Raw genomic sequence first — 23,261 nt, 5'->3', positions numbered from 1 at the left:
AGAACTGCAAGGTTGAACCGATAATGGACAACCAGATATTTGTAGAACTCCAGTGGTAATGCTGAAATATGCAGCCCTTTGAACTTTCCGAAGCAGACGATACCAGTTCTGGTAAAGTCTGCTTCTTTGAATGGCGAGTCTGATCTGCTCATAATCGCCCCTTATCGTCCCACAATTGCACGTAACGCCGGGGCCGCCGCATCTGCAATTTCCTTTGGATGCGTGTCGATAAATGCAGCTATAGCGTCATCCTCCGTGGATACGCTTCGATCTGGAGCCATACATAGACTCAGAGCCGTATAAACCCTAATGGTGTCGAAAAAAGTGTCGTCGTCTGCCAAAGTCGCAATGGTCGCGACGGCGCATCTAAAATCGTTGCCTTTAACAAACTGCTTGCCTGTTTCTGTAATATTCATTTGCTATTTATCCTTTGATATTGGTTATTGTTGCGTTTTCTTAGCAGTAACTGTTATGTGTCGTCTACTTTGTTCTGCGTCCTGTTATTGTTGTGCGTCCTTCTTTAGTGCTCTAGGAATATACCCGGAAAGGAAAAGTAATTCGCTGGAAGATGAGGGCGTGCTTGAGCAGATGCGCACTCATTGCCATCGGAGGAAGGCGATGAACTACGGAATCTTGGTGGTTGAATGTGACGACATGTATCAAATCATCGGTGCGGTGGATTCGAAGGACGAAGCATCGGAACTAGCCCGTGAATATGAGCGGACGGCTCGCATTGAACGCGATTGCCCACCGGAAGGCTTCGTTGTCACTCGCCGTGACGATGCTGGGCGATACACCGTTCGTGAGATGTTGGAAGTGGAGTAGGCTAGGCGATTTCACGCAACCTCCAGCTGGAGCTCGTTCACAGGTAGCGGCACTTTCTTCGGTACCACTTGGAAGAACTCCTGCTGGTTGTTGTTATTCAGTTTCTCGATATATTTCTTGAACATGGCCACAAGTGCGCGAGCCTGTTTCGCCTCACGGTTAAGCGCGCTCAAGGTTGTTGTGAGTGCAACCATGTACGCCTGTGCCCTTGCGATTTCTGCGGAATTGTTGGGAGGAGTCCATTGATAGTTCTGGTCACCGTAGACTGCGAGTTCTTGTGTTTGTGGGTCGTAGGATTGCGAAGCCGATTGGAACTCCTTGGCTAGCTTTTCAATCAGTTCTTTAGCCTTGCTCAATGTTTCCGCGAACGAGCCAATGTCTAAGAGTGCGATCTGCTCTGATTCGTTCATTTGCGATATGTGCCAAGCCGGATTGGCGACACTGGAACCGACAGTGGCCTTTGCATTCGCTGTATCGGAACTTTGTGCCAAGTGGCACGAAGTATGCTTTGCTTTCGCCTTATGAACATTAGGGAGTGCGATGCCTTTCTCTTCCGTGTACTCTCTTATCCACCGATAGGCGGTAGTTGGATTCTTGTTGTTTTCTACCAGCCACGCTCTGAATCCTTTGCCCTTCTTGCCTTGCGCCTTCAGCTTCTTGCAAAGCATATATAGGATTGGAGCGAGCCTAGCCACGCACGTATCGTGCTCGCTCCAGAGAAGGAGGGCACTCGCCATCAGTGATTCTTCATCCGTGTCGCTCCCCGGCGTTTGTGGTGCCGGGGAGATTCCTTTGCATGATCCTTCAGGCATATCGGAAACGATGAAATCAGCTTTCGTTGCGTTCACTCTGTACCCCCAATGAACTGTCTGATCGTGAGGTCCGACGTATGAGCCATGTGAAGGACTCTCATTTCAGCGTTGTAGTAAAGGTGTGTATGAATCCTAGTGAGCGATTCCAGTTCTTCTTGTGTAGCGTTGAATGCGATTAAGTTAGTCATAAATTCCCTTTCTTTAGGTGCTCCGTATTCGGAGCGACAAAGGAATATACCCGGGTCGCTATTTTAGATCCGGGCATTTCTTGTCATCACGTGGTGATTGGGTTCCCTTAAAGCGTCTGTTTTAATCGGGAACACTATAGTGCGAATTGATTGCAGTGCAAGACACGGATAATTCAAACGTGTTTTTATAGATCTTTTGAGCCATGACAAAAACGTCCATCGTGTGGATATCCTTCGTGCCATCCACACACAACTCCGTTACATACGCCCTCGCCGGGAATATTGCCTCACCACATGGATCGCTTTTTCTAACTTGGATGGTTTTGCTGCATTCAAGCCCAACAAACTGGAATATCCTCGGGTCTAAAATCGTGTTTGCCTTTTCAATAGCTTCTCTGACTGCGTCCTCAATGGCTTTATAGATAGCGTCAGGTGTCTTCGGATCGTATTTGTAAATCATTTTCATTCCTTGGTCGGAGTTGCCGACTCACCTAATATGCGTGAACCGCGAAATGCTCTCTCAATTCATTCACGGAAAATAAAAAGCTCCTCGAAATCCGAGGAGCCTTCGCCTTGAATGTTGCCTTGGAACGGTTATTAACTCGTCAATTCAGCTTCCTTTGCTGTTGGGCTGACTAACCCACACTCAACAAAATGCGTCTTGGTTTTCTCAGTCATCATTAGGTCTTTGTCACATCCCCATACCCGGCGTCCTGTCTTCAAACCCGCAATCAAGGTGGTTCCAGTCCCGGCGAACGGGTCGACAACGAGGTCGTTCGGGTCAGATAGACGTTGGATCAACTCCTCGAAATCCGGTACGGGTTGCTGCCACTGATCAAGGTCTTTTTCAGGGCCAGCCGACATGATGACGTCGTTGCAGGGGAAGTAGGCACGATTAACAGAAAACACAGCAACCGGTTTATCACAGCGAATCATTTTCTCTGGGTTTGCTGCACTCGATGCCGACCCGGGAGGGTTGATAATCTGAATTTCGTCACGGGATATGAGACCGTATTTCTCAACCGAGGGACCCACGATAGTATAAAAGGCCAGACGATGATTGCCATACATGATGGCTATCTGGCCGCGCTCCTTATCCAGCTTTGGGAAACATGTATCGAATATGCTGGGGATAAGATTCAACTCGTTATACGGGATATCCATCAAAAAGAGTTGCACCGAATCCTCTTCAATACAGGCGAGGCCTTCTGGGCTGGCGAAATCAGCACATATGATAGGGAATAGGCGGTTTGGTAGCTCACCGTATTTCCCGATTTGGGCGTCCATATTGAAGACTTTGACAGCGTCTTTAATATTGTTAATTGCCATGTGGGTGGTTTTGGCTTCTGAGGGATGCAGATAGAGATTCCAAATAGCTGGCTGCTGTTCGAGCGGAACCTTTATCAGTTCACGTTGCTCGGTCTGGGTCGTTTCGAACTTGCTCGCCCGGCTCTGGACGAATTCCAACGTCTCGCCACCATCGTTGGGGTCCAACGGTTCGGCATCATGGAGCCCTCGTATCTCATCCCGCACCTCAGGATTGAGCTTTGCCGCGCATTCAACCTTGATTGCGATGGTGCGAACGTCACAATCTTGCCACGCGGCTTCCTGTCGACAAAAGGAAAAGATTTCCTTTTGTGCCTTCGACCTTCCTTTGCCTTGAGCTGTCTCCGGGTGGAGCTGCTCCCACAACTGATGCTGCCGCCAAAGGATTTGATTTTCCTCAAATTTGTTGTGCCGCTTGTGCTGCAGGTCGGTGTCGTTGGCAAGGAATTCAGCCTCAGGAGACCCGGGCTTGCAAGGCATCAACTTGACTAGTATGGACTTCCATTTTTCAGGGTCTTTTTTGGCTAACTCACGGTAGGCGAGAACAATCGACCGCCCTGCAATCAGGGCGTGAGTGTCTTTGTGGATCAGGACGGCACTCCATGCTCCATATTGTTCGATTGACCGAAGAATGGAGGAGTAGGGCGAAAACGGGCTGGGCTTGGCGTTTGTTGGCAGCCCTTTGATCTGGTCGACGGGGAACAGGACGAAGTCCTTCATGCTCCCTTCTGCGCGAATAGCTGTTTCTCCTCTCAGCACAGGGAAGGGAATGACGACAGCACCGCACTCATGAGGCGCAGGAATGCTGTTTTGCTTGATTGCGGGGCTGCTCATGCTCCCAAGTTTCTACCTTTGGCAACTTTTCCGCAAGCAGGTTTACAGAATTGAGAGGAGAAATTGCTTTTCACGCATAGCTGGGGATGGAAAACCGCCTTTTGAACATGAAAGAGACAGCGAACTACCTATCCATGAGCCAATCGCAGATTCTGTTCTTCAGCCTTCATATCAATCCCATCCAAAATTGCTCCGGCCCTCGTTCGACCTTTGAAACGGTACGGAATCACGCCCATCGGAAGCCCCGAACGTCGGCCTGGCTCGGGCTGGAGAATACGGGCTGGTTTGATAGGGCTTCCATGTCGAAAGACGCATCGATTCTGATTCAGCACGAGTGCACCGGTGACGGCTCGTGCGATTTCATCCTCACGCCACCGGAGATTGCATTCCTCCTCCGTGTCCCCGCCAGTTGGGTATACCAGCACAAAGCTGTTTTGCCACTGTTCAACATCGGGCGTTACGTCCGTTGCCGTTGCGGCCAATTGCGGTCGTTCTTGCGTGCCATCGGGGAGCAGAATTCATGAACGCACCGATGGCAAGCAGCTTGAAATATCTCGACCTTACTGGTATCTGTCCGGACGTTAAGCCACGGAGGGTTTTGGTGAGGGAAAGATATCAAGACGTGACGGTCAAGGATTTCGGGGACAAGTGGAGGATTGATTACTGGGACTACACAACCACGCCCCGCACGAAGCGCGGCAAGAAATGGTCGAAAAAGTACGTTCCCACCAAAAGGGAAGCCCAGAAGCGTGCCGATGAGTTCATGGAACAGGTGAATGAACGGAACAATTCACCACAGCTCTGCTCCAACGATGGCGATACGTTCTCGTCGCTGGCAAAGATGTACAGGGAGAAGATTTCTTGCCATCTGAAGAATTCGACCCGCATGAACTATGACTTCTATTTGGACACCTATCTGATACCCAAATTTGGCGACACAAGGCTGAATCGGATCAGGCGTGTTGCCGTGCAGGATTTCGTCAATGCACAAACGAACCTTGCACCAAAGACCATTCGTAATCTGCACGGCTGCTTTCGGGTTGTTCTCAACGAAGGCAAGCGCTGGGGGCTGCTTAAGGAAAATCCTGTGGTTGGGGTTCGTCTGCCTCGATTGATAAGGCGGCAGCGCAGCCTAATGACCCCGGCTGATATTCGGAAGGTGCTGGAAGCTCTGCCTTCTCCAACGAATGCAATTGCCACCCTCATGATTAACGGCTCACTTCGCTTCGGAGAAGTTGCAGCGTTGAGGTGGAAACGGATTTTGCCAGACCGTATTCAGATTCAAGAGCGCTTCTATGAAGGGGAGTTCGACGATACTAAGACCGATGCGGGTGACCGTGAAATTCCATTGAATGCCGCCATAAAGAAGTGCTTGGAAGCAGCTTGGAAGAATACGAAGTACCGCAAGCCAAATGACTTAGTTTTCTGCGCTGGCAATGGCGCACCCCTCAACAGGCGCAACCTGCTCAAACGTCATCTGAAGCCAACTCTGGAAAAGCTAAATCTTCCACACTGCACGTTCCATGACCTGAGGCGCTTGCATTCCAGCCTTTCAATGAGAACTGGTGCAAGCCCTGAAGTGACCCGTGACAACATGGGGCATTCGACTGTGGACGTGACACAAAACATCTACACGGGAACATGGTGGGAACAGAGGGCCGCCGCAGTAGAAGGGATATCGAATTTGATTTGGGGGAAATGAACCCGAAAAAGCTCATAGGACGGGGAAGAATCCCCAAATCAACTTACCGGGCGGTTGACGCCCCACAACCCACAGAGGAGAATAATATGAAGCGCTTTGTACCGGAGCAGTATGGCATCACATCCCTCGCAGATGCAGAGAAGTTTGCTGAACTCACTGACCGCATTGTCGTCAACCTGAAGGCCATCGAGGAAAGCGAAACTGACATCGATGACTTGTTCCAAACTACTAACGCCATCGTTGGCAACTTTCAGGTGATTAACAACGACTGCAACGACCTTGATGCGTTGTATGAGACCTCCAACACCATCACGGGAAACCTGAGCATCATCAATGCTGACAAGGACGACCTTGATGAGCTTGAGCGTCAGACCAACACAATCGCGTCGAATCTAACAACAATCAATAGATAAGCATGGCAGCGGCTGTCCAGAGCCGCTTAACCTGCTGGTATCGTGCCAGCAACGGTTAGCCATGAAGTGCGTTGGAAGCATGAAATCAAGTTTGCTAAAAGTGTTGCATCAATCGCAAGTTGTTTGCTGACAGCAAACCCATCTTGGCTACTTCAGCCCAATTCTCGGGATTTGTGCTTTCGGTTCCCGTGCCGCATCATTCTTGATACGCAGGAAATCCTCGCCAGAACTGATGATTCAAAGGCCCCAATGCGCGATCAGGAGTTCTATGAATTGCGTTTGGATGATTCAGACGAGAGGGGGACGGTCAGTCATCTTGCGTGAAGCCCATGCCCAATGGCATGAAGAGTGTGGACAAGTAGTGTGGGATGAGCCCGAAACTGAGATTCATCCTACACTAGAAGCGGGAGAAGCGCGGTATGCAGAGAGACTGCAAGCCCTGAGCGAAAAAGGCTTCAGCTATTCAGATATCGACCTGTTCTGATCCGATTGCACGAGGGAACAAATGAAACAGTTTCACGTTTTAAGCACCTTGATGGCGCTGCTGCCCGTACCCATTTCGCCAGCGATTGCTGAAACGATTACAGCGGTGGATGCCAAGAACCATATTGGAGAGTATGCCGCTACGGTTTGCGGCAAGGTGGCAAGTGAAAGTGAGGCCGCCCAAGCTTTGAGACGCTTGGGCGTGCGGAAGGAGGACAGAGTTTTAAACGGATACTGTTTCATCAGGTGCGCTCAATGGAATTGATGTCAGTTGACCCTGCGATGCTCGGACAGCTTCCACCAACTCTCTTGTGTTGACCTCTATTCGTATGAAAACCAAGATCAGGCAACACGCAAAGAAAAACGCGAACGCCGACCCTGCAATATAAAGAAACGCAGCGCCCTTGACTTTCGCAGCGGCGTAATCGGACTCTCGTTGAATTGCTGCATCCCTCAAGTCATCAATGGACTTCGCGTACTTGTCGTTGAAGGCGGTAATGAAGGACACGAAATAGTACTTGTTTGGATCGCCCGTTGGTAGCGAACGGACACTATCTGCATTCTGTAACGTCTCAGTGAGCACGGCCTGAAGCGAATCGTAATAACTATCCGTCAAATTGATTCCCTTGATGTACGGAGCGAGTTTTTCGTTTTGTTCTTTAATGAATTTTCCAGTAAATGAACAGAATTTCTGGGTGTTCAGCGTGGACCCGTACTCGACGACAGTCTTGGTATCAACAGCCAATGTGTCTGGGTTGTAAGCTTGTTGTTCCTTCGTGTCCCAGCCAATCTGCGCCGAGAGTCTGTTCAGTCCCGACGATATGGATAAGCATTTCCCGCTGACCGCCGCGTCGGCTCCGATCTCTGATCGATTTGGCGATGCAGCGGAGGACCTAGCCTCGGCTTCTTTGTGTGGCATTACGTCCTTAAGGGCAATCGAAATCTTTGTATCGCGCGACTGGCTAGCTGGCCAAAATTGCATGCCTCCATATGCTGCCGAGAGAACCGTAACCAAAAGCGCAAGTGCAATGACAACAACAAGAGCGTAGCGAGCGATTTTTAAGAATGTTCTTTCCATGAAAGAAATAGTTAGGCACTAGGTCCATTCCCGTCAATGCAACCTTGTGGTCGCATGGTGATGCAGAACACACGAGAGCAGTGAGTCAATTGCCTTTTCAATAAGCGAAGGATTTCGAGGATGGCGTTCAGCAACGTCGAACTGGCTTTGAAGAGGTGCACTTCATTACCCTAGTTCCGCTCGTATCTGCGCGGGGAGACATATCGGAATAGAATTAAGGCACTTATAAAGACAAGTTTGAAAGGCAATTCCATGCAAGTCTTGCTCATTTGTGTTGCCGTATGTTCGGCTTCAGCTGCAATCTTCTTCGGATTGAAATATCGAGCCATCGTCAATCGTTTCAGGCCCGTACTATCGTTGGAAGAAGAAGCAGAACGCGTTAGACAGCACACTGAAGAAATCAAGGCAAGCAGCGCGAGAGAAATCGAAGATGCTAAAGGTGCCGCTGTCGTGGCAGTCAGTAAAGCTAAAGCCAAGGCTGCCGACCTCACCGTTGCCTACAACAAGGCTAAAGAGACGTACGACCGGCTTCAGCTAGAAGTATCTCTTCTCCAGTCGACCTCGGACGACATGTCGTTCGGTCTATATAGGCCTGAATACTCTTTCGAAACCTCAGAGAAATACAAGGATGAACTGCAGAAGGTCTACGAGCAGAAAAAAGAATGCATTAAGAACGATAAGGCGGCAATCTACCCATCAGGTTGGACTGTGAATAACAATCTCGCTGAAGGGAAGCGAATGATTAAGAAGCAAGTTAAAATTATGTTGAGAGCCTTCAATGGCGAATGCGATGCCGCAGTTGCAAGAGTCAGCTGGAACAATGCCACACGAATGATCGAGAGAATTCAAAAATCATTCGACGCGATGAATTTGCTTGGAGAGGTCGTTAAAACCCGGCTTTCTGATCCCTATCTCAAATTGTGCCTTGCTGAGCTTCGGCTTACGCACGAGTATGAAATGAAGAAGCAGGAAGAGAAAGAAAAAGCTCGCGAGGACCGAGAAAGAATGCGCGAAGAAGAACGCGCTCAAAAGGACTTCGAGCGGGCTCAACGAGAGGCGGCGATTGAGAAGGCAAAGGCCGAGAAAGCCATTGCTGCTGCCCATGAAGCACTTCAAACCGCAACTGGCGAACACCTCGAAGCAATTCAGATCGAGATTCAGGTCCTTGAGAAGCGAATGGCCGATGCGCAGTCGAAGCAAGATCGAGCGGTTTCGATGTCGCAACTCACGAGAATGGGTCATGTCTACGTCATTTCGAACGTTGGCTCATTTGGTGAGAATGTATTCAAGGTTGGCATGACGCGAAGATTGGAGCCAGATGACCGTATTCAGGAATTGAGTGGTGCTGCCGTTCCGTTCGGCTTTGACATACATGCAATGATCTTCTCCAACGATGCTCCGGGCCTCGAAACGGCACTTCACACGAAGTTCGCCGATCGTCGTCTGAATCTCGTTAATCCGCGCAAGGAATACTTTAGAGTGACGCTCGATGAGATATCTCAGTTTGCGCGGTCTCAAGGACTTGATGTTGAGTTTGTAGATACACCAGAAGCAAAGCAATACAGAGAGAGCGAGGCCATGCGCCTAAAGGCGAAGCTAGATGGTGAGGCACCAAAAGCGAAGGCGGATGCATTCCCTGAACAGCTGTTTGCTGTGGTTGAAGATGACTAGGGTTGAATGCCTCTTCCGGCGTCAAATTGGAGCGAGGAAAACACAAGAGCGTCCGAGTTGTGATTCCTCAACGTCAACTTGGACCGCTGAAACCGAATCGGGTTTCTAACGCTTCCCGCAGATCGGAACCTCGACCGTCCGCATAGTAATTGTGGGTATTTAGAACATCGTATATCTTTTTCCACTCGACCTTGGCGCTATCTGGATTTTGCATACCTTGGAGAACTTCCAACAGGCCGTCTGTGGTACCAGATGCGTAAGTTATTTGATCATTGGCAGAGAAGGCCTCTGCAATTTTGTTAATCTCAGCGCTCGAAAACAATGAGGATAGAGGAATAATGAGTTGCTCGAGTCTGGCCTCCGCGGTCCGCCATCCACGTGACTCTGACCAGAGGAGTATTGCTCGTGGGATAAAAGCTGACGCGGGCCTCGCCTTGATTAGTTTTGCAAATGTATCATCATCCACTTCTTGTATTCGCGATAAGGCCAATTCACGGAGTGCATGTACGTCCAAAGCATGCGGCAGGTACCTGTAAGACGTTTCAGTCGGACCGTTTTGGACGTAATTGACTGCCTTCAATTGGGCTGGTATACCGATGTGTTCCCACGCCTGCTGGACGTTGGAGATGTATCGAATTGCCAGATCAAAGTTCTGATCCGAGACAGCATCGAAAATAGGTGACAATTTTTCAGCGATGACATCTCGTGCATCCTGCGGATATAGGAGGAAAACTGCCCTCAATGCAGCAATCTGGCGCGCCCTCTCGGCCTGCTTCCTTCGCTCCTTGAGAACGTCCTTTGTTAACCCGATTATCACGTCCCGAACGACAGGTTTGCGTGCTCTTCCAAGAGGGCCGTCTCTGAGAAATCTGAGCGCCTCCTCTGTATCTTTAGGGAAGAACTCTGAACCGATATCGGCCCAGATGCGGTCAAGAGCCGATCTCCCTTGGGCTGGAGGATGTTGTAGCAAAATTGTGACCGCCGAGTAAATATGCGTGCGCGCCAATTCAGCTGAGGGCATATACGGCTCATCAGGGGAAACCATTGAAGAGTGTGCACACCTATTCCGATCATCGAACAGACGCTGGATGTCGATTGCTTCGATCGGAGAAATGAACTGAAAATCATCTCGGGCGGAATCCACAAGGTTCCGTTCGAACTCAAGCGATGCCCTCAAATCGCTTGTATTTCTTGCGGCATCGAAGGTGGCGAGCTTCTGGCGAGCCGCGTTATCACCCGCCATCTCAAGTTCGCGTAGTTTGTGAATGAAGTCGAATAGAACCGCGATCCATGTTGCAATGATCGCCGAGCGATATGCTCTCCCGTTGTAGCAACTAACAGCTTCGGAAATGTATGAACGGGCGGATTCAGAGCGGCAGAGCAGTATGAGTTCGTTCAAATCTGTAATCACGGTTGGCCCGAGAAGGGAATTGGATTTGAACAACAGTGTAACTTGGTCGCGTTCTTATAGGTGATTTTTCGGCTGAACAGCAAAATGCGTTCGCTGTGAAGGTCGATACTAGCCACTGCCGGATCAGCCTAGCGTCCGCTCTCCAGAACTGTATTCAGATTCAATCTTATGGACGCGCTCCCTCACAACGCTCTCGGTGGTAAATGGAAGTGCCGCCGCTTGGACCTTGCGGGGCACTTTCTTCCTTCTCCAGTCCTCTTTCTTGCCGATGTAATCCCCCTTGATGTACTGCCCGTCCCGGGAATAGGAGTAGAGATAGGGGCCATTGAAGTAGATTGTCATGTTCATTGTCTTCGCGTTTCGCTTGATGGCGCGTCGGATTTCGAGCTGATACCTCTTATCCTTCACCGGGATCGAAACCAAGACATCCTCGGTAAATCCCTTGCGACAGTCTGAGGGACTGGGAGGACATTTATGGAACACGATCAACCGATCACATTCCTTTTTCGCTGCTTTGAGCTGTAACGGATTACACTTGCGCAGATTCTGCCTGAGGGTATGTGTCAATTTGCCGGCTTTTCGTCCCGCCCTGCGAACCTCGGCTTGTTCTTCTTCGTCGTTCTGAATTCGGAGCACGTGTAGATGCGCGCGCTTTTTGTATTCAGGGTCAGAACCTGTATCGGCTGGATTTTTCATCGGACGTCACGCAATGTACTTAAAATCAGCTATATACGACCGTCGTCTGATATGGCGATACCAGAACCTTGATATTTTTTTCTATAAGCTCCTTGATCCAAGAGCAGAGACGGGCGAGGGCGGTTACGAGATTGATCACTTGCAAAACTACCGTCAAAACATTCAAGGCAATAACCTCCTAGCAACAGAGGACCTTCGCCGATTGTAGCAGCTTCTTTCATCTGCAAGTGCGCCCTTCACCCGCGGAATTCAGAGCGGTAACCGAAACTCAGGTCCGCGCTTCTTCCAAACAAAATCAATATGCTGGCCAGTGGTGAGGAGGCTCGTCATACAGAATGATGGGCTGATCTCGAATTGGGGAGGCGCACCCTTGTGCCAAAGGTTGGGTTGCAGACACGCAGATCCCAGAATCATTCTGTGCAGCTGGAAATTCCTTATCGGATTGAATTCGTGCAATGAATGTGGAGGTGAGAGGGCTTCCTAGTGTCATCGGGGTTCTGTATTTCGCTTGCCTCTACATTGGCATGGAAGGAAGTTGGTAAAGATGTCCAGTCTAGTCAATACCTACCGATGGGTATCCTGAATCGAAGTGCCGTTCAGCGTTGGTTGTCAGGGGGTGTCTTTAGAAAGGAGGTTCGACTGATTTTTGAAAGATACGATTCTGGGTCACCCTTCTTATGGGTGACTTTTTGGGTGACCTAGTGAAACGGGTTCGCTGCAAATGTGCTTGTAAGTAATTTATTGTGTGTTGTTTAGATGGTCGGGGAGAGAGGATTCGAACCTCCGACCCCCTGGTCCCGAACCAGGTGCTCTACCAGGCTGAGCCACTCCCCGAACTTGGTTTGCGGATGCGTATCATCGGGCGCGGCCTGGTGCGTTTTCCCGCTTGGTACGCTCTGACAAGTGTAGCAGAATGCCCAGCGCGATGGCTTCGAGCCAGCAGCAAGTTGATTCTCGCTTTGGCTCAAGCCTGGATATCGCCTCCGGCGCCGGAAAAGTGTCGGAGTTCCGAAGAGGCCGTCGGTACCTCCGAGAGGAGTACGCTCGCCAGACCCTGGCGATGAGCAAGCCCGCCAGACTTCCGCCGGGCGGGCTTGGTTTGAAAACTGGTTGTAAGACTATTGCTTGTCCGGAGTCGCGGCTAGTGTAGTGCCGGGGAAGATTCCTTCAATGGGCGCACGGCGCTTTTCCTCTCCTGCCGGGTCGGGCAACGGTTTGCGAGGAATCATCTCGTCGCGCTGGGCTGCGTTGTATACGAAAATCGCCTCGACTGTCGCGATCTGTTTCAGGTCGGCCGGTTGAAGCCGCTCCACCACGTCCTGGTTGGAATGATGAGTGCGGGTTTCATAATCCAGGTCATCCTGGATGAATTGGAAGCCAGGAATTCCAACTGCATCGAAACTCAGGTGATCAGTGCCGCCCGTGTTTCTCATTGTCAAAGTGGTCACGCCAAGGTCTTTGAGCGGCGCGATCCATTGCGCAAAAATGGGAGACACGGCCGAGTTGCCCTGCAGATAAACGCCGCGAATTTTACCTGAGCCGTTGTCGACGTTGAAATACGCCGAGACGAGCTTCTGTTCCGGTTTGACTTCGAGTGGGCCGGTAGCGCGGCGCATGAATTCGGGGAGCGCCGCCTGATCGGGCGCGGTGGAAAGTGCGGCAGATCCGAAGTGCTGTCTGCAGTAGCCCCTTGATCCGAATAGGCCTTGCTCTTCGCCAGTCCATAAGGCGATGCGAATCGTGCGACGGGGCCTGACTCCGAGGGCTTTCAGGATGCGAACAGCTTCCATCGCGACGATTGTTCCGGCTCCATTATCGGTTGCCCCGGTTCCGGCGATCCAGCTATCTAGGTGTCCGCCGAGCATCACAACCTGATCTTTCAGTTTCGGATCGGTACCGGGAATTTCTGCAACCGTGTCGAAGGCGTGCTCGTGCTCGCCAGTGAATTTCGTATCGATGTTGATTTCGACGCTCACGGGAACATGCGCCTGCGTGAGGCGGTAGAGACGACCGTAGCTTTCGATGGCCGCAACCGCGACTGGAATTTTGACACGCTTGTCGGTCAGATAGGGCGTGCGGCCGAGTGTGGCGCCGTTGTCGTCGAAGAATGTGCCGCCGCTGCCGCCGCCGTTCTTGCCATCGCGGCTTGGTTCAATCACCGCGGCCACTTTCTCATCGGCGAAGAACTGCGCCACCTTGTCGATCATGCGCATGCGTTCCATGAAGTTGCGCATGCGTGCCTGCATATCCGGGGCAACGCCCGCATTGCCGTTCACGGGAAACACGGCGATATCTTCGAGATCTTTGTCCGTGTTGCGTTCGAAGAGCGGTTTGTCGCCGACAGGAACATCGCGCATGGCGCCGTACAGGACGATCTTGCCGGAGAGCTTGCCTTTGTATTGATCGAAGTCTTTATCGTTTTGAATATTGACGAAGACTACGTCCCCGGTTACGGGACCCGATGTCGCGGGAGACCACGGAGTCGCCTGGAGGATCAGCACGGCAGTGTCGGGTGTGACCATGCGCGCCCAGGTATTCATCTGCTGCCAGCCAAGGCCGAATTCGCCCCAATCTTCTAGGTGCGCATTTTCGAGTCCGATTTTTGTCAGTGTGTCGCGTGTCCACTCATTAGCTTTCTTGGCATTGGGGGAACCGGTGAGACGGGGGCCAATGCCATCCATCAAAGCGGAGCCAAATTCCATCACGTGCGAATGATTCAAGCCTTCATCGCGAATCCGCTGATACATTGTCATGTCCAGGGATTCAGTAGCGGGCTGGACTTCAGTGTAAGGATCTACGGTTGAGGGGACCGGCGCGGGCTTCGCTTTATCAGCGGCATACAAAACCGTGGCAACGGCCAGCAGCGCCGCCGGGGAAAGGCGGGCAATTGAAATAAGCATCTTTGGGGCTCCGATGAATTGGGGTGTGATACCTGTGGTGGAATTCTAGGTCATTACACCCCGATTACCCGCAAATAATGCCGATTGCGTTTGTACCAGGAGCCGTCTAGTTCGCTAATCGCTTTTGCTGCCATTGCCGCTGCCAGGCAGATCAAGTGCGACCAGTGCGAATCGAGTTTTTCCGTCAAGGGGATCCTGGAAACCCACGATATGCTGATGGCGTTTCGAGCCCGCCTTTAATTGCAGGCCTCCGTTTACGCCGATATCTTTATCGTCAATCTTCACGTTTCCGTGATTGCCGTTATCGCTACAGGTCAGCCCCTCTGAGGTCGCAACGGGCGTTCCGACGGGAGAATTGCCCTGACACGTAATGACATCGCCGTAGCGCCCGAGTGCCTTCTTGTAGAAAGCCGTCACCTTATCCTGCGAATCGACAGTCGCATAATTGACGGCCCGCACCCGCAGTGTCCACTCGCCGAATCCCATGTTTACGTCGGCAGACTTGTCGTGGTCCTTATCTTTCACGATGTCGGCGCCGGGATACACCGGCAAGCCTAGATCGGCGGCTGAAATCTGGTCGGTATTTACGTGGACACCCCCAAATGGTGTGTCCACCTGGACATTCTTTTCTTGACCGTTTGCATCCTTATCTACATGGACCCGGCAGCCCGCGATGCTTGTAACCAAGGCTGTTCCGGCCAAAATACAAATAGCTTTCCGATTCATCAGATTACCCTCACCCCGCGTAATACGGTCCGGCGTGCCAAGCGGTTCCTCGGTCCCCTATTAAGCTTCAACATCTTTGTACTACTTTCTCCAGGGACCGGGGTTAGTATTCTCAATAGTTCGATCGAAGAAGACTGGTTGTAATCAGCAAGTTGTATGTGAAAGCTGCAGAAGCTAGGTGTATTTCTGTCGGTCGATTCACAGCCCTGGCGAGATAAACCGGCGCGGTACAAAACGAAAGGAACTCTTTTTTATGTTTGCTCTCAGCTCCTCCAAAAAGATCCCGATTATCGCCTTTTGCGCTGCTGCGCTGGTGATGGTCACTTCGGTGCGGGGTCAGGATGATCCTCCTCCTGAAGCCGGCCGCATCTCTTATATCTCCGGTAACGTCTCAGTACAGGCAGTCAGTTCCGACGATTGGGGCCAGGCCTATCCAAACTTGCCACTAGGTCCGGGCGACCGCATCTATACGGATTCGGACGGACGAGCCGAGATACAGGTCGGCCAGACCTATATCCGTGTCGGGCCGAATACCGACATCACGCTGGTCGACGATTCACAATTCAACATCAATGTCGGCGTTGCTCAAGGGTCGATCCGGTTGCACAGCTACCGCATGTGGCCGCGACAACTGCTGGATGTCAGCACGCCCAACGGGAATGCCGAATTCGCAAACTCGGGCGATTTGCGTATCGACGTCATGCCGAACGATGGCGCCACGGTGTTCACGAATCTAGGTCAATTCGCAGACATAACCGCTGCCGGCGATTATCGCCAGGAACTCGATTATGGTCAGTCGCTGGAACTTGCTGGATCGAATCCCGTTTATCCGCAGTGGCTGCAACCTGCCGGGCCGGATGATCTCGATTCCTGGAGCCAGGAGCGCGATCAGCATCTTTCGCGGGTGGTTTCATTCCAGTACGTTAGCCCCGATATTCCAGGCGCGGCTGACCTAGATGCGTACGGAGACTGGCAGCCTGCCACAGAATACGGCGCGGTGTGGTTCCCTCGCGATGTTCCGGCAGATTGGCAACCGTATCACTACGGACATTGGATCGATCGCGATCCCTGGGGCTGGGTATGGGTTGAAGATGAGTCATGGGGATACGCGCCCTTCCATTACGGCCGTTGGGTCAACTACGAAAATCGCTGGGGTTGGGTACCTGGTCCAGTGAATGTGCGACCGGTATGGTCGCCAGCGCTGGTGGTGTTTGCGGGCGGCGTTCACTTCGGTGGCGGCGGAGGCGGTCTTTCGGTGTGGTTCCCACTAGGGCCGGGAGAAGCCTATCGCCCGTGGTACAGGTGCAGTCCTCAATATATCGACCGGGTGAACATCACCAACATCCGCGAAGCCCCGCGGGTACACGTGCAGAACACTTACGTCAACGTCGTCAACGTAACCAACATCACTTATGTGAACCAGACGCGGGGCGCAACCGCGATGCGGCAGGACGACTTCGCGCAGGGACGCTCGGTCCGAAATGTTGCAGTAAGGGTTGACCCGCGGGAGATGCAGCAGGCGCGTGCGCTGCAGCAGCCCCAGGTAGCTCCGTCGCCTCGAGCGATCGTTTCTCGTCCGGTGGCACGACCGGTTCCGGTGTCGGTGCAGAGGCCAAATTTGATCAATCAACAGGGCAGGCAGATTGTTGCCCGGCCGGGTGCCACTCCGGTTGCTCCCCCAGTGAGGCAACAACCGCAGATCAGGCCTTTACCCGGTCGTACGATTGTTGCGGCTCCGGCTCCAAACCGTGGGCGAGGGAACCAGATGCCAGTAACACAGGGCAGTCAGGACCAGCGCCCCAACGCGCCCAATAGTCCTTATCCAGGAGGAGCGCCTCGAGCGAACCCGGTTGCTCCCGTGCAGGGAACTCAGCGGCCAATCAATCCCCAGTTGGGTAATCCACAGGTGAATCAAAATCCACCGGCAAACAATAATCAGCAGCAGCGTCCGCAGCCTGTAGCCCCCGGTGTGCAACCGACGGGCAGGCCGGTTCAGCCACCAAATTACCAACAACAGGACCGCCAAAATCCGATGCCGGACAATAACGAACGACAGCCGCAGGATCGTCAACCCGTGGCTCCTGGTGTGCAGCCGAATGGAAGACCGGTTCCGCCGCCTCCAAACACGCAGCAGCCTGCGCGGCCGAGTTATCAGCAGCCCAACAACCAGCCACCCAACTATCAGCAGCAGCCACGGCCTAATCAGCAGCAGCCACCGAATCCGGCTCCGCCGCAAAACCGGCAGGAGTTTGGACCGACGCAGCCTAACCGGCATCAAGATGTAACGCCTCTGCCGCCTGCGAACAGTCCGCCGCAAAGTCGCCCGGTGCAGCCTCCACCGCAGCAGCGCGAAGTTGAGCCACCGCCTCAGAGTCGGCCAGTTCAGCCTCCGCCACAACAGCGGGACGTTGCGCCTCCGCCGCAACGGCCGACGTATCAGCCGCAGGAAAGGCAAGCTCCTCCACCACCGAACCGTCAGGCCGATCAGCCAAGGCCAAGACAGGACGCTGCTCCACGGCAGCCGAATCCACCACCGAACAATCAGAAACAGAACAACAATAAAGACTCGAAGAAGGATGAGAAGAAAGACGAAAAGAAACCGCAATAAATGGGTTGCAAATCGAAGGCCGCTGCGTCACTACGCAGCGGCCTTTTCTTATTTACGAAGTTTCTCGGTCCGCCAGGGAATGTAATTTAATTCCAGTCGGAATAGAGTTGCGTTCAGTTGTGCCCGGAAGGTGAGCAGAAAGGAATCAATGTGCGCCGTGCTCCGGATGACTGCCTTCCGTTCTTCCATCCGCGGTGCCGCCGGTTGACCACAGAATGCACGCGAAGAAGACCGCCACGATTACCGGTACGACCAGGAACGGGGAAGTAATGTTCATGATTGGGCTCCCTGATTGTTAGATTAGCAAATATCGGCATGGTTTTCTGATTCCCGTGTTGGAAACCATGGTCAGAGCAAGCGGGTTTATGATGGAGTCGCCCGCATTTTGATCGATCGAGGAGCAACTTCATGAGCAAAGAGACCTCTGCATCGCCCCGCAATAAGGGCCGTCGCGACTTTTTGAAGATTGGCGGTGCGGCGACCGCAGCGCTTCTTACGCCGTCCGCATTTGCTGTGACGCCGAACAAATCGCTGCCAGGCTTGCCTTCGAACCCTCGTACCCCTGCGGCCATGCCCACACGCAATCTGGGCAAAACGGGTTATAAAGTGGGCATCTTCTCGTTGGGTGGACAGGCGTCCCTGGAGAAGGCAAACAACTTTGACGTTGCGGTGCCGATTGTGGAGCGCGCGCTCGATCTTGGAGTGAACTACATCGACACGTCATCGATTTATGGCGGCCCGGAACGCTGGAGCGAGCAGTATGTCGGCAAGGTCATGGCGAAGCGCCGCAACGAAGCGTTTCTGGCGACGAAGACCAAGGAGCGGACACGCGAAGCGTCGATGCGCATGATCGAGAAGTCGCTGCAGTTGCTGCAAACCGATCATGTGGATCTGTGGCAGTTGCACGACGTCGGCACCATGTTTGACGTCGACCAGATATTTGCCAAGGGCGGCGCGATGGAGGCTCTGCTCGACATGCAGCAACAGAAGGTGGTGCGCTATCTCGGCATCACTGGGCATTACCGGCCCGAAGCGCTGATCGAGTGCATTCACCGCCATGATTTCGACTGTATTTTGATGGCGATGAACGCCGCCGATCCACATCACTACAGCTTCAACGAAGCACTGCTGCCGCTGGCAGTCGAAAAGCAGATGGGCATTATCGGAATGAAGATTCCCGGGCGTGGACGCATTCTTTCCACGTGGACGCCGCCGCCGATCGAGCAGCAGAAACATTCGTGGGAAGGCATGACGATCCAGACCGACAAGCCCGGCACGCTGACCATGCGCGAAGCGATGAACTACACCCTGTCGCGACCGGTGAGCACGGTGATTATCGGTTGCGATACGATTGCGCAGCTTGAAGAGAACGTGCAGTTGGCACGGGACTTCACGCCGATCAACGACAAGCAGCAGACGGAACTGGTGGCGCGTGCCGAACCCTGCGCGAAGCCATCCCTGTTCTTCCGCTTCTACGACAGACCCTGACGGAAAACAATTTTTGCAGCGAGAGCCTCACCGGACCCGGTGGGGCTTTCGTCTTTTTTGAGTTCCTCACTGTGCAATCTTGCCGACTCTGCTACTATGCCGCGCATGAATCACACAGCAACGCTTTATGATTTTGCCACTCAGATCCTTGCGAGCAAGGTTTTCTTTGAGCGCTCCACCAGCGTTCTGGCAGAGGCTGACTCGGAGTTCCGCCCGCGTGAAGAGATGATGACGGTAGCGCAGCAGGTGGCGCATGCCGCACAAACTCTCAACTGGTTCATCGATGGCGCATCGCGGCCAGAAGGATTCGATCTCAACTTTGAAGAGGAGAGCAGGATCTGGAGGGAGATGAAATCGCTTACGGCGGCACGCGTAAATTTCGTCGCTGCGTGCGAGCGGGCTGTTCAGTTCCTTCGGTCCAGGACGCCGGAGGAACTTGCGCATCCCCTTCCGCCAGGTCCGATCATGGGTGGGCAGCCGATGAGCGAAATCGTCTGGGCTATGGTAGAGCACACGGCGCATCATCGCGGTGCTTTATGCGTTTATGCGCGGCTTTTGGGCAAAGTTCCGCCAATGCCATACGGCGGCTGAGGAATCTGCGCCCAACCGCGCATTCCCCATCTGCCGTTAGAAATCCCGCTAGTCCTATGTCCAAACGGGTGCGCGTCGATTCATCCTCTTTTTCTCAGCACCCATGTTGTCATACAGCGATAGTCCTGCACGATGGTTGTCTTCAAGGGATCTACCAGCACCGCGTTCATCTCTTCAGTTAGATCCAAGAGCATTTCTTCGTCGACGAGGTACCACTTGGAGCCATCTCCGACGATGAAGCGATTGCCGCCAACTCTCTCGAAATCCATTCCGATGCGCGATCCCAGTCGGCAGAACAACATGCCGCCGGGCTTTAACACTCGCCAGAGTTCGGCAAGCATCGCTCGAAAATGCTCGTCATCGCGGGCGAAGTGGAGAACCGACGAACAGATCACTACGTCTGCAAGAGCGTCGGCGAACGGCATGTGCTCGATTGCACCAACTTGAAAATTCTCCGCGAGCAGGTTCGTTCCCAATGACTCAGACAGCGCGCGAACATGGTCAACGCCCGCAGGATCCTGATCCAGCGCAAAGATCTCGCATCCTTCGCGCATCAGGTAAACGAGATTGCGCCCGTATCCGCAACCGGCATCGAGCACGCGCATCCCGCGTGCGATGTTTCCGCGCAGAATTTGATCGAAGACATAAATATCAATCTGTCCGAACTGCTCTTGCACGCTCAACGTCACTGCGGCACCCTTTCGACTTGACGGGACTTGGAAACGAAACGCTTTTATAGTGCAAGACTAGTTCGATGCAGGGTTGTTGTGTTTGGCGGATTAGCACCCTTCTGTGTGACTGAGGAAGTGTTCTGAGGAGCACGGCATCATCGCAGCCCCAATGGGATTCTACAGTGAAATCTCGAAAGATGATGTTGTGTGCGGTTAAGCCAACTGGCTTACCTGAACGTCAAGCTTTTCGAACTCCACAACCCCAAGACCGCGATTTGCAGCCAACTGCAAATACGGCAAGTGCTCGGCGTCGAGATTCCAATAAGCTTTGGCTACATATGCATCGAGAGCCACAGGATCGGTCCCGGCGACGACGGTCTTTTTAAGCACGACGTCTTCGAGGTTGCCGCCGGTCGGGCCGTTACGCACCAAGATGCGGTAGCAATCCATGATGGTCAGAGTAGGCAACATGAAGGCAGCGAGATCGGCGAGGCTTTGGTGAATCTGCTGATGGAGACGGTTACGCTGGCCGCCAAGAATGCCGTACCAATTCTTCATCCCGAGTGTGGCGCCGGTAAGTTCGTGATGTTTGGCGATGGGAAGATTGAGAATTTTATCGGCTTCGAGAAATGGCGTGAACACGGGCCAGCTTTTGAGCACCACGCCGCCCATATCTACCTCGCGGAACTTTTCGGGATCAGGCAGAATGACTTCGGCGTCAGCGGATCGTGCGGCTGCTTCAATTCCCGAGCGATGGGAACAACGCTGGGCTTCGTTGCAACTCACGTCGGTAACGATGACGCGTTTCGCGCCAGCTTGCCAACATTGACGCACAACTTCCGCTACCAGCTCAGGATTGGTGTTAGCGGCCTGTTCGGGTGTGCGGTCCCAAGCGATGTTGGGTTTGATGACCACGACATCCTGGTGGGCGATGAATCGGCTCATGCCGCCGAGATTCTCGAGAGCTCTCTGCACGAGAGCACGCGGTTCGCCAGATTGCGGACCGCTTCCATCCATCGCGTACTGTGCCACCGTGAGATTTGGCCACTGCTTGTTCGAGGTGATGCGATGATCTTTCCGCGCTTGTTGTGCAAGGACAGGCACGGGACGGCGGCTGCGCTCGCTGAGCCAGACGCCGCCGCCTGCCGCACCAGCCGCGATGCCGCCCACGCGCAGCAATTGCAACAGCGCTTCGCGGCGCGTCATCCCATGCGGAGTCGCGTCACTAGTGCCTTCGGTCTCGTTTAGCTTGCCTTCGCTCTCGTTGCTCATACCGTTCCTGCGGTCAAACTTCGATCACCTTGATGTGCCGCGGATCATTCACGCCGAGTGCATGCGTCGAGTCAGCGGCGGTGGCAATGTAGCGAGGCGGGCGGCCAACCGCTTCCAGCGTCTTCAGCCCGACTTCGGCGCGCTTCTTTTCCAGGATTCCCCAAGCGATCTGATCAATGGCTACGCGGTCTTCGCCCACGATGAGCGCGTTGGGTTGCCACAGATGCTCCGGTCTGAACCCCGGACCACCTTCGTATACAGAGGTCATGGCATCGCCGATGGTGAGCTTGATCTTTTGTTGGATCACTGGAAACGCGTTCAGATCGGCCACACCTGGATTACAGCCGCCTGCGTGCAGTTCCTGCGGACGCTCGACCACGCCGTACATATTCTTCATGGCGAAGGTAACGCCAGACATGCTGTGATCTTTTAGAATCGGCAGGTTGATCACCATCGCACATTCGCGCGTCAAAATCCGCGAGAAGCGAGCGTGCGACGATCCCCACTTCTCTACGGCATCTTCGAAGCCCACAGAATCGGAACCGAAGCAGCGAACGCGGCTCGGATCAGTATTGATCGTCAATCCGCATGCCTCGAGGTCGCGCGCGTTCCTGTCCCAGATGAGGATGTTGCCGGGCTTTACGCCGGCCTGCTGCAAGCGTTCCGCGATTGCGTATGCGAGGACGGCATGAGTGGAAATCCCTTTGCCGCCAAGCCCGTTGGTCTTGAGCCCGATCACCTTCTCTTTGGCGCCGCCTTCGAGAACAATATGCTTCCATGCATCTACGGGGCGCTTGCGTCCCGTATATGTAGCGATAGCGCGGTCGAGCAGGTCGCCAACGCGCTTTTCGTCGAGCTTTCCATCGGAACTGTGCAACGCCGCATCGCGAGCGATGATGACTCTGGACTTTTCCTGCTCAGTGTGCGGATCGAGCGCGTGCGTCAATCCCAGGCTGCTATGTGTGCCGAGGATTACAGCTCCGGTTGCAGCTTCCTTCAAAAAATCTCTACGGCTTGTCATTTTGGTACTCCCGTTCCTGAAAATCGGCCGTGCCGGGGTTCATTACAGGTTTGCTTCGACACCATGCGCCAGCGCCATCAACGCTTGCGGAGCGGATGCGGAAGACTGGTAAGCAACGATGCGCACAAGATAGGGGCCCTTGCGAAAGCTCACACTTTGCGCGTACTGCAGGCCTTCATCGCCCACCTGAGCGCTCTGCGCCTCTTTGGTTTGCCCGCGTTCGAGGATGGTCTGTGCACCATCGGGTCCACCCATGGTGTAGACATCGACAACGGCCTCGAGTTGTCCCTGATATTTGTAATCGGAGGTGGCTGTGGAAACTACGCCGGCCTGTATGAATTGCTCCGAGTCGCCGTCGATGTACTGCCACAAGTCTTTGGGTGCGAAGGTGCGCGTTTCACTCGACTTTTCCCAACCTGCAACTGTGCCCGACGCCGGGAATGGATTTGCACTTTTCTTCTTGCATCCCGAGAGAGCTCCGCAGGCGAGCAAGGATATAACCAAGGTTCCAATAAGGTACAAAGTCGATCGCTTCATATTCATTC

The 23,261-nt window shown here is 53.2% G+C and carries 22 protein-coding genes and 1 tRNA gene; 8 read left to right on the top strand and 15 right to left on the bottom strand.

Features of this window, described 5'->3' with window-relative positions; translation table 11 throughout:
• Window positions 1–161: 161 nt before the first annotated feature.
• Complete coding sequence (locus P8935_RS24040; RefSeq protein WP_348262849.1) at window positions 162–416, bottom strand: hypothetical protein; 255 nt, start codon at window positions 414–416, stop codon at window positions 162–164.
• A gap of 202 nt (window positions 417–618) precedes the next feature.
• On the opposite strand from P8935_RS24040, the gene P8935_RS24035 reads away from it, so the two are divergent.
• Window positions 619–825 (top strand): hypothetical protein, encoded by a 207-nt coding sequence (locus tag P8935_RS24035; protein ID WP_348262848.1) that lies wholly within the window; start codon window positions 619–621, stop codon window positions 823–825.
• Between the two features lie 11 nt (window positions 826–836).
• Here the strand turns inward: P8935_RS24035 and P8935_RS24030 are convergent, their stop codons facing one another.
• The 3 genes from P8935_RS24030 to P8935_RS24020 form a co-directional block, all read right to left on the bottom strand.
• Entirely contained in the window at window positions 837–1,673 is an 837-nt protein-coding gene (locus P8935_RS24030; RefSeq protein WP_348262847.1) for a hypothetical protein, read from the bottom strand.
• A 273-nt stretch (window positions 1,674–1,946) separates the two neighbouring features.
• Window positions 1,947–2,291 (bottom strand): hypothetical protein, encoded by a 345-nt coding sequence (locus P8935_RS24025; protein ID WP_348262846.1) that lies wholly within the window; start codon window positions 2,289–2,291, stop codon window positions 1,947–1,949.
• 131 nt (window positions 2,292–2,422) lie between these two features.
• A complete protein-coding gene (locus tag P8935_RS24020; protein ID WP_348262845.1) occupies window positions 2,423–3,985 on the bottom strand; it encodes a DNA methyltransferase in 1,563 nt (520 codons plus the stop codon).
• Window positions 3,986–4,092: 107 nt separating this feature from the next.
• Here P8935_RS24020 and P8935_RS24015 point away from each other — a divergent pair, with 107 nt between their 5' ends.
• From P8935_RS24015 to P8935_RS24005, 3 genes are all read left to right on the top strand, one after another.
• On the top strand, window positions 4,093–4,509 hold the full coding sequence (locus tag P8935_RS24015; protein WP_348262844.1) for a hypothetical protein: 417 nt from the start codon (window positions 4,093–4,095) through the stop codon (window positions 4,507–4,509).
• Complete coding sequence (locus P8935_RS24010) at window positions 4,506–5,687, top strand: site-specific integrase (protein ID WP_348262843.1); 1,182 nt, start codon at window positions 4,506–4,508, stop codon at window positions 5,685–5,687. Before P8935_RS24015 ends, P8935_RS24010 begins: the two co-directional genes overlap by 4 nt.
• A gap of 86 nt (window positions 5,688–5,773) precedes the next feature.
• Window positions 5,774–6,100 (top strand): hypothetical protein, encoded by a 327-nt coding sequence (locus P8935_RS24005; RefSeq protein ID WP_348262842.1) that lies wholly within the window; start codon window positions 5,774–5,776, stop codon window positions 6,098–6,100.
• Window positions 6,101–6,806: 706 nt separating this feature from the next.
• Here the strand turns inward: P8935_RS24005 and P8935_RS24000 are convergent.
• Complete coding sequence (locus P8935_RS24000) at window positions 6,807–7,661, bottom strand: hypothetical protein (RefSeq protein ID WP_348262841.1); 855 nt, start codon at window positions 7,659–7,661, stop codon at window positions 6,807–6,809.
• 252 nt (window positions 7,662–7,913) lie between these two features.
• On the opposite strand from P8935_RS24000, the gene P8935_RS23995 reads away from it, so the two are divergent.
• Window positions 7,914–9,332, top strand: a complete 1,419-nt coding sequence (locus P8935_RS23995; protein ID WP_348262840.1) for a DUF4041 domain-containing protein — start codon at window positions 7,914–7,916, stop codon at window positions 9,330–9,332.
• 73 nt (window positions 9,333–9,405) lie between these two features.
• On the opposite strand, the gene P8935_RS23990 is transcribed toward P8935_RS23995, so the two are convergent.
• The 5 genes from P8935_RS23990 to P8935_RS23970 all read right to left on the bottom strand — a co-directional run bounded on the left by P8935_RS23990 (window position 9,406) and on the right by P8935_RS23970 (window position 15,065).
• Window positions 9,406–10,731 carry a hypothetical protein gene (locus P8935_RS23990; protein WP_348262839.1) on the bottom strand — a complete coding sequence of 442 codons (1,326 nt, stop codon included), beginning with the start codon at window positions 10,729–10,731 and terminating at the stop codon, window positions 9,406–9,408.
• 135 nt (window positions 10,732–10,866) lie between these two features.
• On the bottom strand, window positions 10,867–11,166 hold the full coding sequence (locus P8935_RS23985; RefSeq protein ID WP_348262838.1) for a hypothetical protein: 300 nt from the start codon (window positions 11,164–11,166) through the stop codon (window positions 10,867–10,869).
• Between the two features lie 1,030 nt (window positions 11,167–12,196).
• Window positions 12,197–12,273, bottom strand: a tRNA-Pro gene (locus P8935_RS23980).
• Between the two features lie 284 nt (window positions 12,274–12,557).
• Entirely contained in the window at window positions 12,558–14,339 is a 1,782-nt protein-coding gene (locus P8935_RS23975; RefSeq protein ID WP_348262837.1) for a M20/M25/M40 family metallo-hydrolase, read from the bottom strand.
• A 114-nt stretch (window positions 14,340–14,453) separates the two neighbouring features.
• Window positions 14,454–15,065: a hypothetical protein gene (locus P8935_RS23970; protein ID WP_348262836.1), complete on the bottom strand. Its 612-nt coding sequence runs from the start codon at window positions 15,063–15,065 to the stop codon at window positions 14,454–14,456.
• A 253-nt stretch (window positions 15,066–15,318) separates the two neighbouring features.
• Here P8935_RS23970 and P8935_RS23965 point away from each other — a divergent pair, with 253 nt between their 5' ends.
• Entirely contained in the window at window positions 15,319–17,673 is a 2,355-nt protein-coding gene (locus P8935_RS23965) for a DUF6600 domain-containing protein (RefSeq protein ID WP_348262835.1), read from the top strand.
• A 145-nt stretch (window positions 17,674–17,818) separates the two neighbouring features.
• Here P8935_RS23965 and P8935_RS23960 read toward each other — a convergent pair whose 3' ends face one another.
• Window positions 17,819–17,950: a hypothetical protein gene (locus tag P8935_RS23960; protein ID WP_348262834.1), complete on the bottom strand. Its 132-nt coding sequence runs from the start codon at window positions 17,948–17,950 to the stop codon at window positions 17,819–17,821.
• 131 nt (window positions 17,951–18,081) lie between these two features.
• Between P8935_RS23960 and P8935_RS23955 the strand changes: the two genes are divergently transcribed.
• Together P8935_RS23955 and P8935_RS23950 are read left to right on the top strand one after the other, a co-directional pair.
• The gene (locus tag P8935_RS23955; RefSeq protein ID WP_348262833.1) at window positions 18,082–19,161 is read left to right on the top strand and encodes an aldo/keto reductase; all 1,080 of its coding nucleotides are present in this window, start codon (window positions 18,082–18,084) and stop codon (window positions 19,159–19,161) included.
• Between the two features lie 105 nt (window positions 19,162–19,266).
• Entirely contained in the window at window positions 19,267–19,752 is a 486-nt protein-coding gene (locus P8935_RS23950) for a DinB family protein (protein WP_348262832.1), read from the top strand.
• Window positions 19,753–19,832: 80 nt separating this feature from the next.
• On the opposite strand, the gene P8935_RS23945 is transcribed toward P8935_RS23950, so the two are convergent.
• From P8935_RS23945 to P8935_RS23930, 4 genes are all read right to left on the bottom strand, one after another.
• On the bottom strand, window positions 19,833–20,441 hold the full coding sequence (locus P8935_RS23945) for a class I SAM-dependent methyltransferase (protein WP_348262831.1): 609 nt from the start codon (window positions 20,439–20,441) through the stop codon (window positions 19,833–19,835).
• Window positions 20,442–20,636: 195 nt separating this feature from the next.
• A complete protein-coding gene (locus P8935_RS23940; RefSeq protein ID WP_348262830.1) occupies window positions 20,637–21,695 on the bottom strand; it encodes a DUF362 domain-containing protein in 1,059 nt (352 codons plus the stop codon).
• Window positions 21,696–21,708: 13 nt separating this feature from the next.
• A complete protein-coding gene (locus P8935_RS23935) occupies window positions 21,709–22,716 on the bottom strand; it encodes a DUF362 domain-containing protein (protein WP_348262829.1) in 1,008 nt (335 codons plus the stop codon).
• A 42-nt stretch (window positions 22,717–22,758) separates the two neighbouring features.
• A complete protein-coding gene (locus P8935_RS23930; RefSeq protein WP_348262828.1) occupies window positions 22,759–23,259 on the bottom strand; it encodes a DUF6599 family protein in 501 nt (166 codons plus the stop codon).
• Window positions 23,260–23,261: the final 2 nt, after the last annotated feature.

Origin of the sequence: Telmatobacter sp. DSM 110680 (assembly GCF_039994875.1) — a bacterium.
GTDB lineage: Bacteria > Acidobacteriota > Terriglobia > Terriglobales > Acidobacteriaceae > Telmatobacter.
Note: the sequence above shows the minus strand (reverse complement) of the source record. Positions and strands in the feature narration are given on the sequence as shown.

Bases quoted from the DNA above. Each gene is read 5' to 3' on its own strand.
- P8935_RS24040 (WP_348262849.1), bottom strand. From the start codon at position 416: ATGAATATTACAGAAACAGGCAAGCAGTTTGTTAAAGGCAACGATTTT.
- P8935_RS24035 (WP_348262848.1), top strand. From the start codon at position 619: ATGAACTACGGAATCTTGGTGGTTGAATGTGACGACATGTATCAAATC.
- P8935_RS24025 (WP_348262846.1), bottom strand. From the start codon at position 2,291: ATGAAAATGATTTACAAATACGATCCGAAGACACCTGACGCTATCTAT.
- P8935_RS24020 (WP_348262845.1), bottom strand. From the start codon at position 3,985: ATGAGCAGCCCCGCAATCAAGCAAAACAGCATTCCTGCGCCTCATGAG.
- P8935_RS24015 (WP_348262844.1), top strand. From the start codon at position 4,093: ATGAAAGAGACAGCGAACTACCTATCCATGAGCCAATCGCAGATTCTG.
- P8935_RS24010 (WP_348262843.1), top strand. From the start codon at position 4,506: ATGAACGCACCGATGGCAAGCAGCTTGAAATATCTCGACCTTACTGGT.
- P8935_RS24005 (WP_348262842.1), top strand. From the start codon at position 5,774: ATGAAGCGCTTTGTACCGGAGCAGTATGGCATCACATCCCTCGCAGAT.
- P8935_RS24000 (WP_348262841.1), bottom strand. From the start codon at position 7,661: ATGGAAAGAACATTCTTAAAAATCGCTCGCTACGCTCTTGTTGTTGTC.
- P8935_RS23995 (WP_348262840.1), top strand. From the start codon at position 7,914: ATGCAAGTCTTGCTCATTTGTGTTGCCGTATGTTCGGCTTCAGCTGCA.
- P8935_RS23975 (WP_348262837.1), bottom strand. From the start codon at position 14,339: ATGCTTATTTCAATTGCCCGCCTTTCCCCGGCGGCGCTGCTGGCCGTT.
- P8935_RS23970 (WP_348262836.1), bottom strand. From the start codon at position 15,065: ATGAATCGGAAAGCTATTTGTATTTTGGCCGGAACAGCCTTGGTTACA.
- P8935_RS23965 (WP_348262835.1), top strand. From the start codon at position 15,319: ATGTTTGCTCTCAGCTCCTCCAAAAAGATCCCGATTATCGCCTTTTGC.
- P8935_RS23960 (WP_348262834.1), bottom strand. From the start codon at position 17,950: ATGAACATTACTTCCCCGTTCCTGGTCGTACCGGTAATCGTGGCGGTC.
- P8935_RS23955 (WP_348262833.1), top strand. From the start codon at position 18,082: ATGAGCAAAGAGACCTCTGCATCGCCCCGCAATAAGGGCCGTCGCGAC.
- P8935_RS23950 (WP_348262832.1), top strand. From the start codon at position 19,267: ATGAATCACACAGCAACGCTTTATGATTTTGCCACTCAGATCCTTGCG.
- P8935_RS23940 (WP_348262830.1), bottom strand. From the start codon at position 21,695: ATGAGCAACGAGAGCGAAGGCAAGCTAAACGAGACCGAAGGCACTAGT.
- P8935_RS23935 (WP_348262829.1), bottom strand. From the start codon at position 22,716: ATGACAAGCCGTAGAGATTTTTTGAAGGAAGCTGCAACCGGAGCTGTA.
- P8935_RS23930 (WP_348262828.1), bottom strand. From the start codon at position 23,259: ATGAATATGAAGCGATCGACTTTGTACCTTATTGGAACCTTGGTTATA.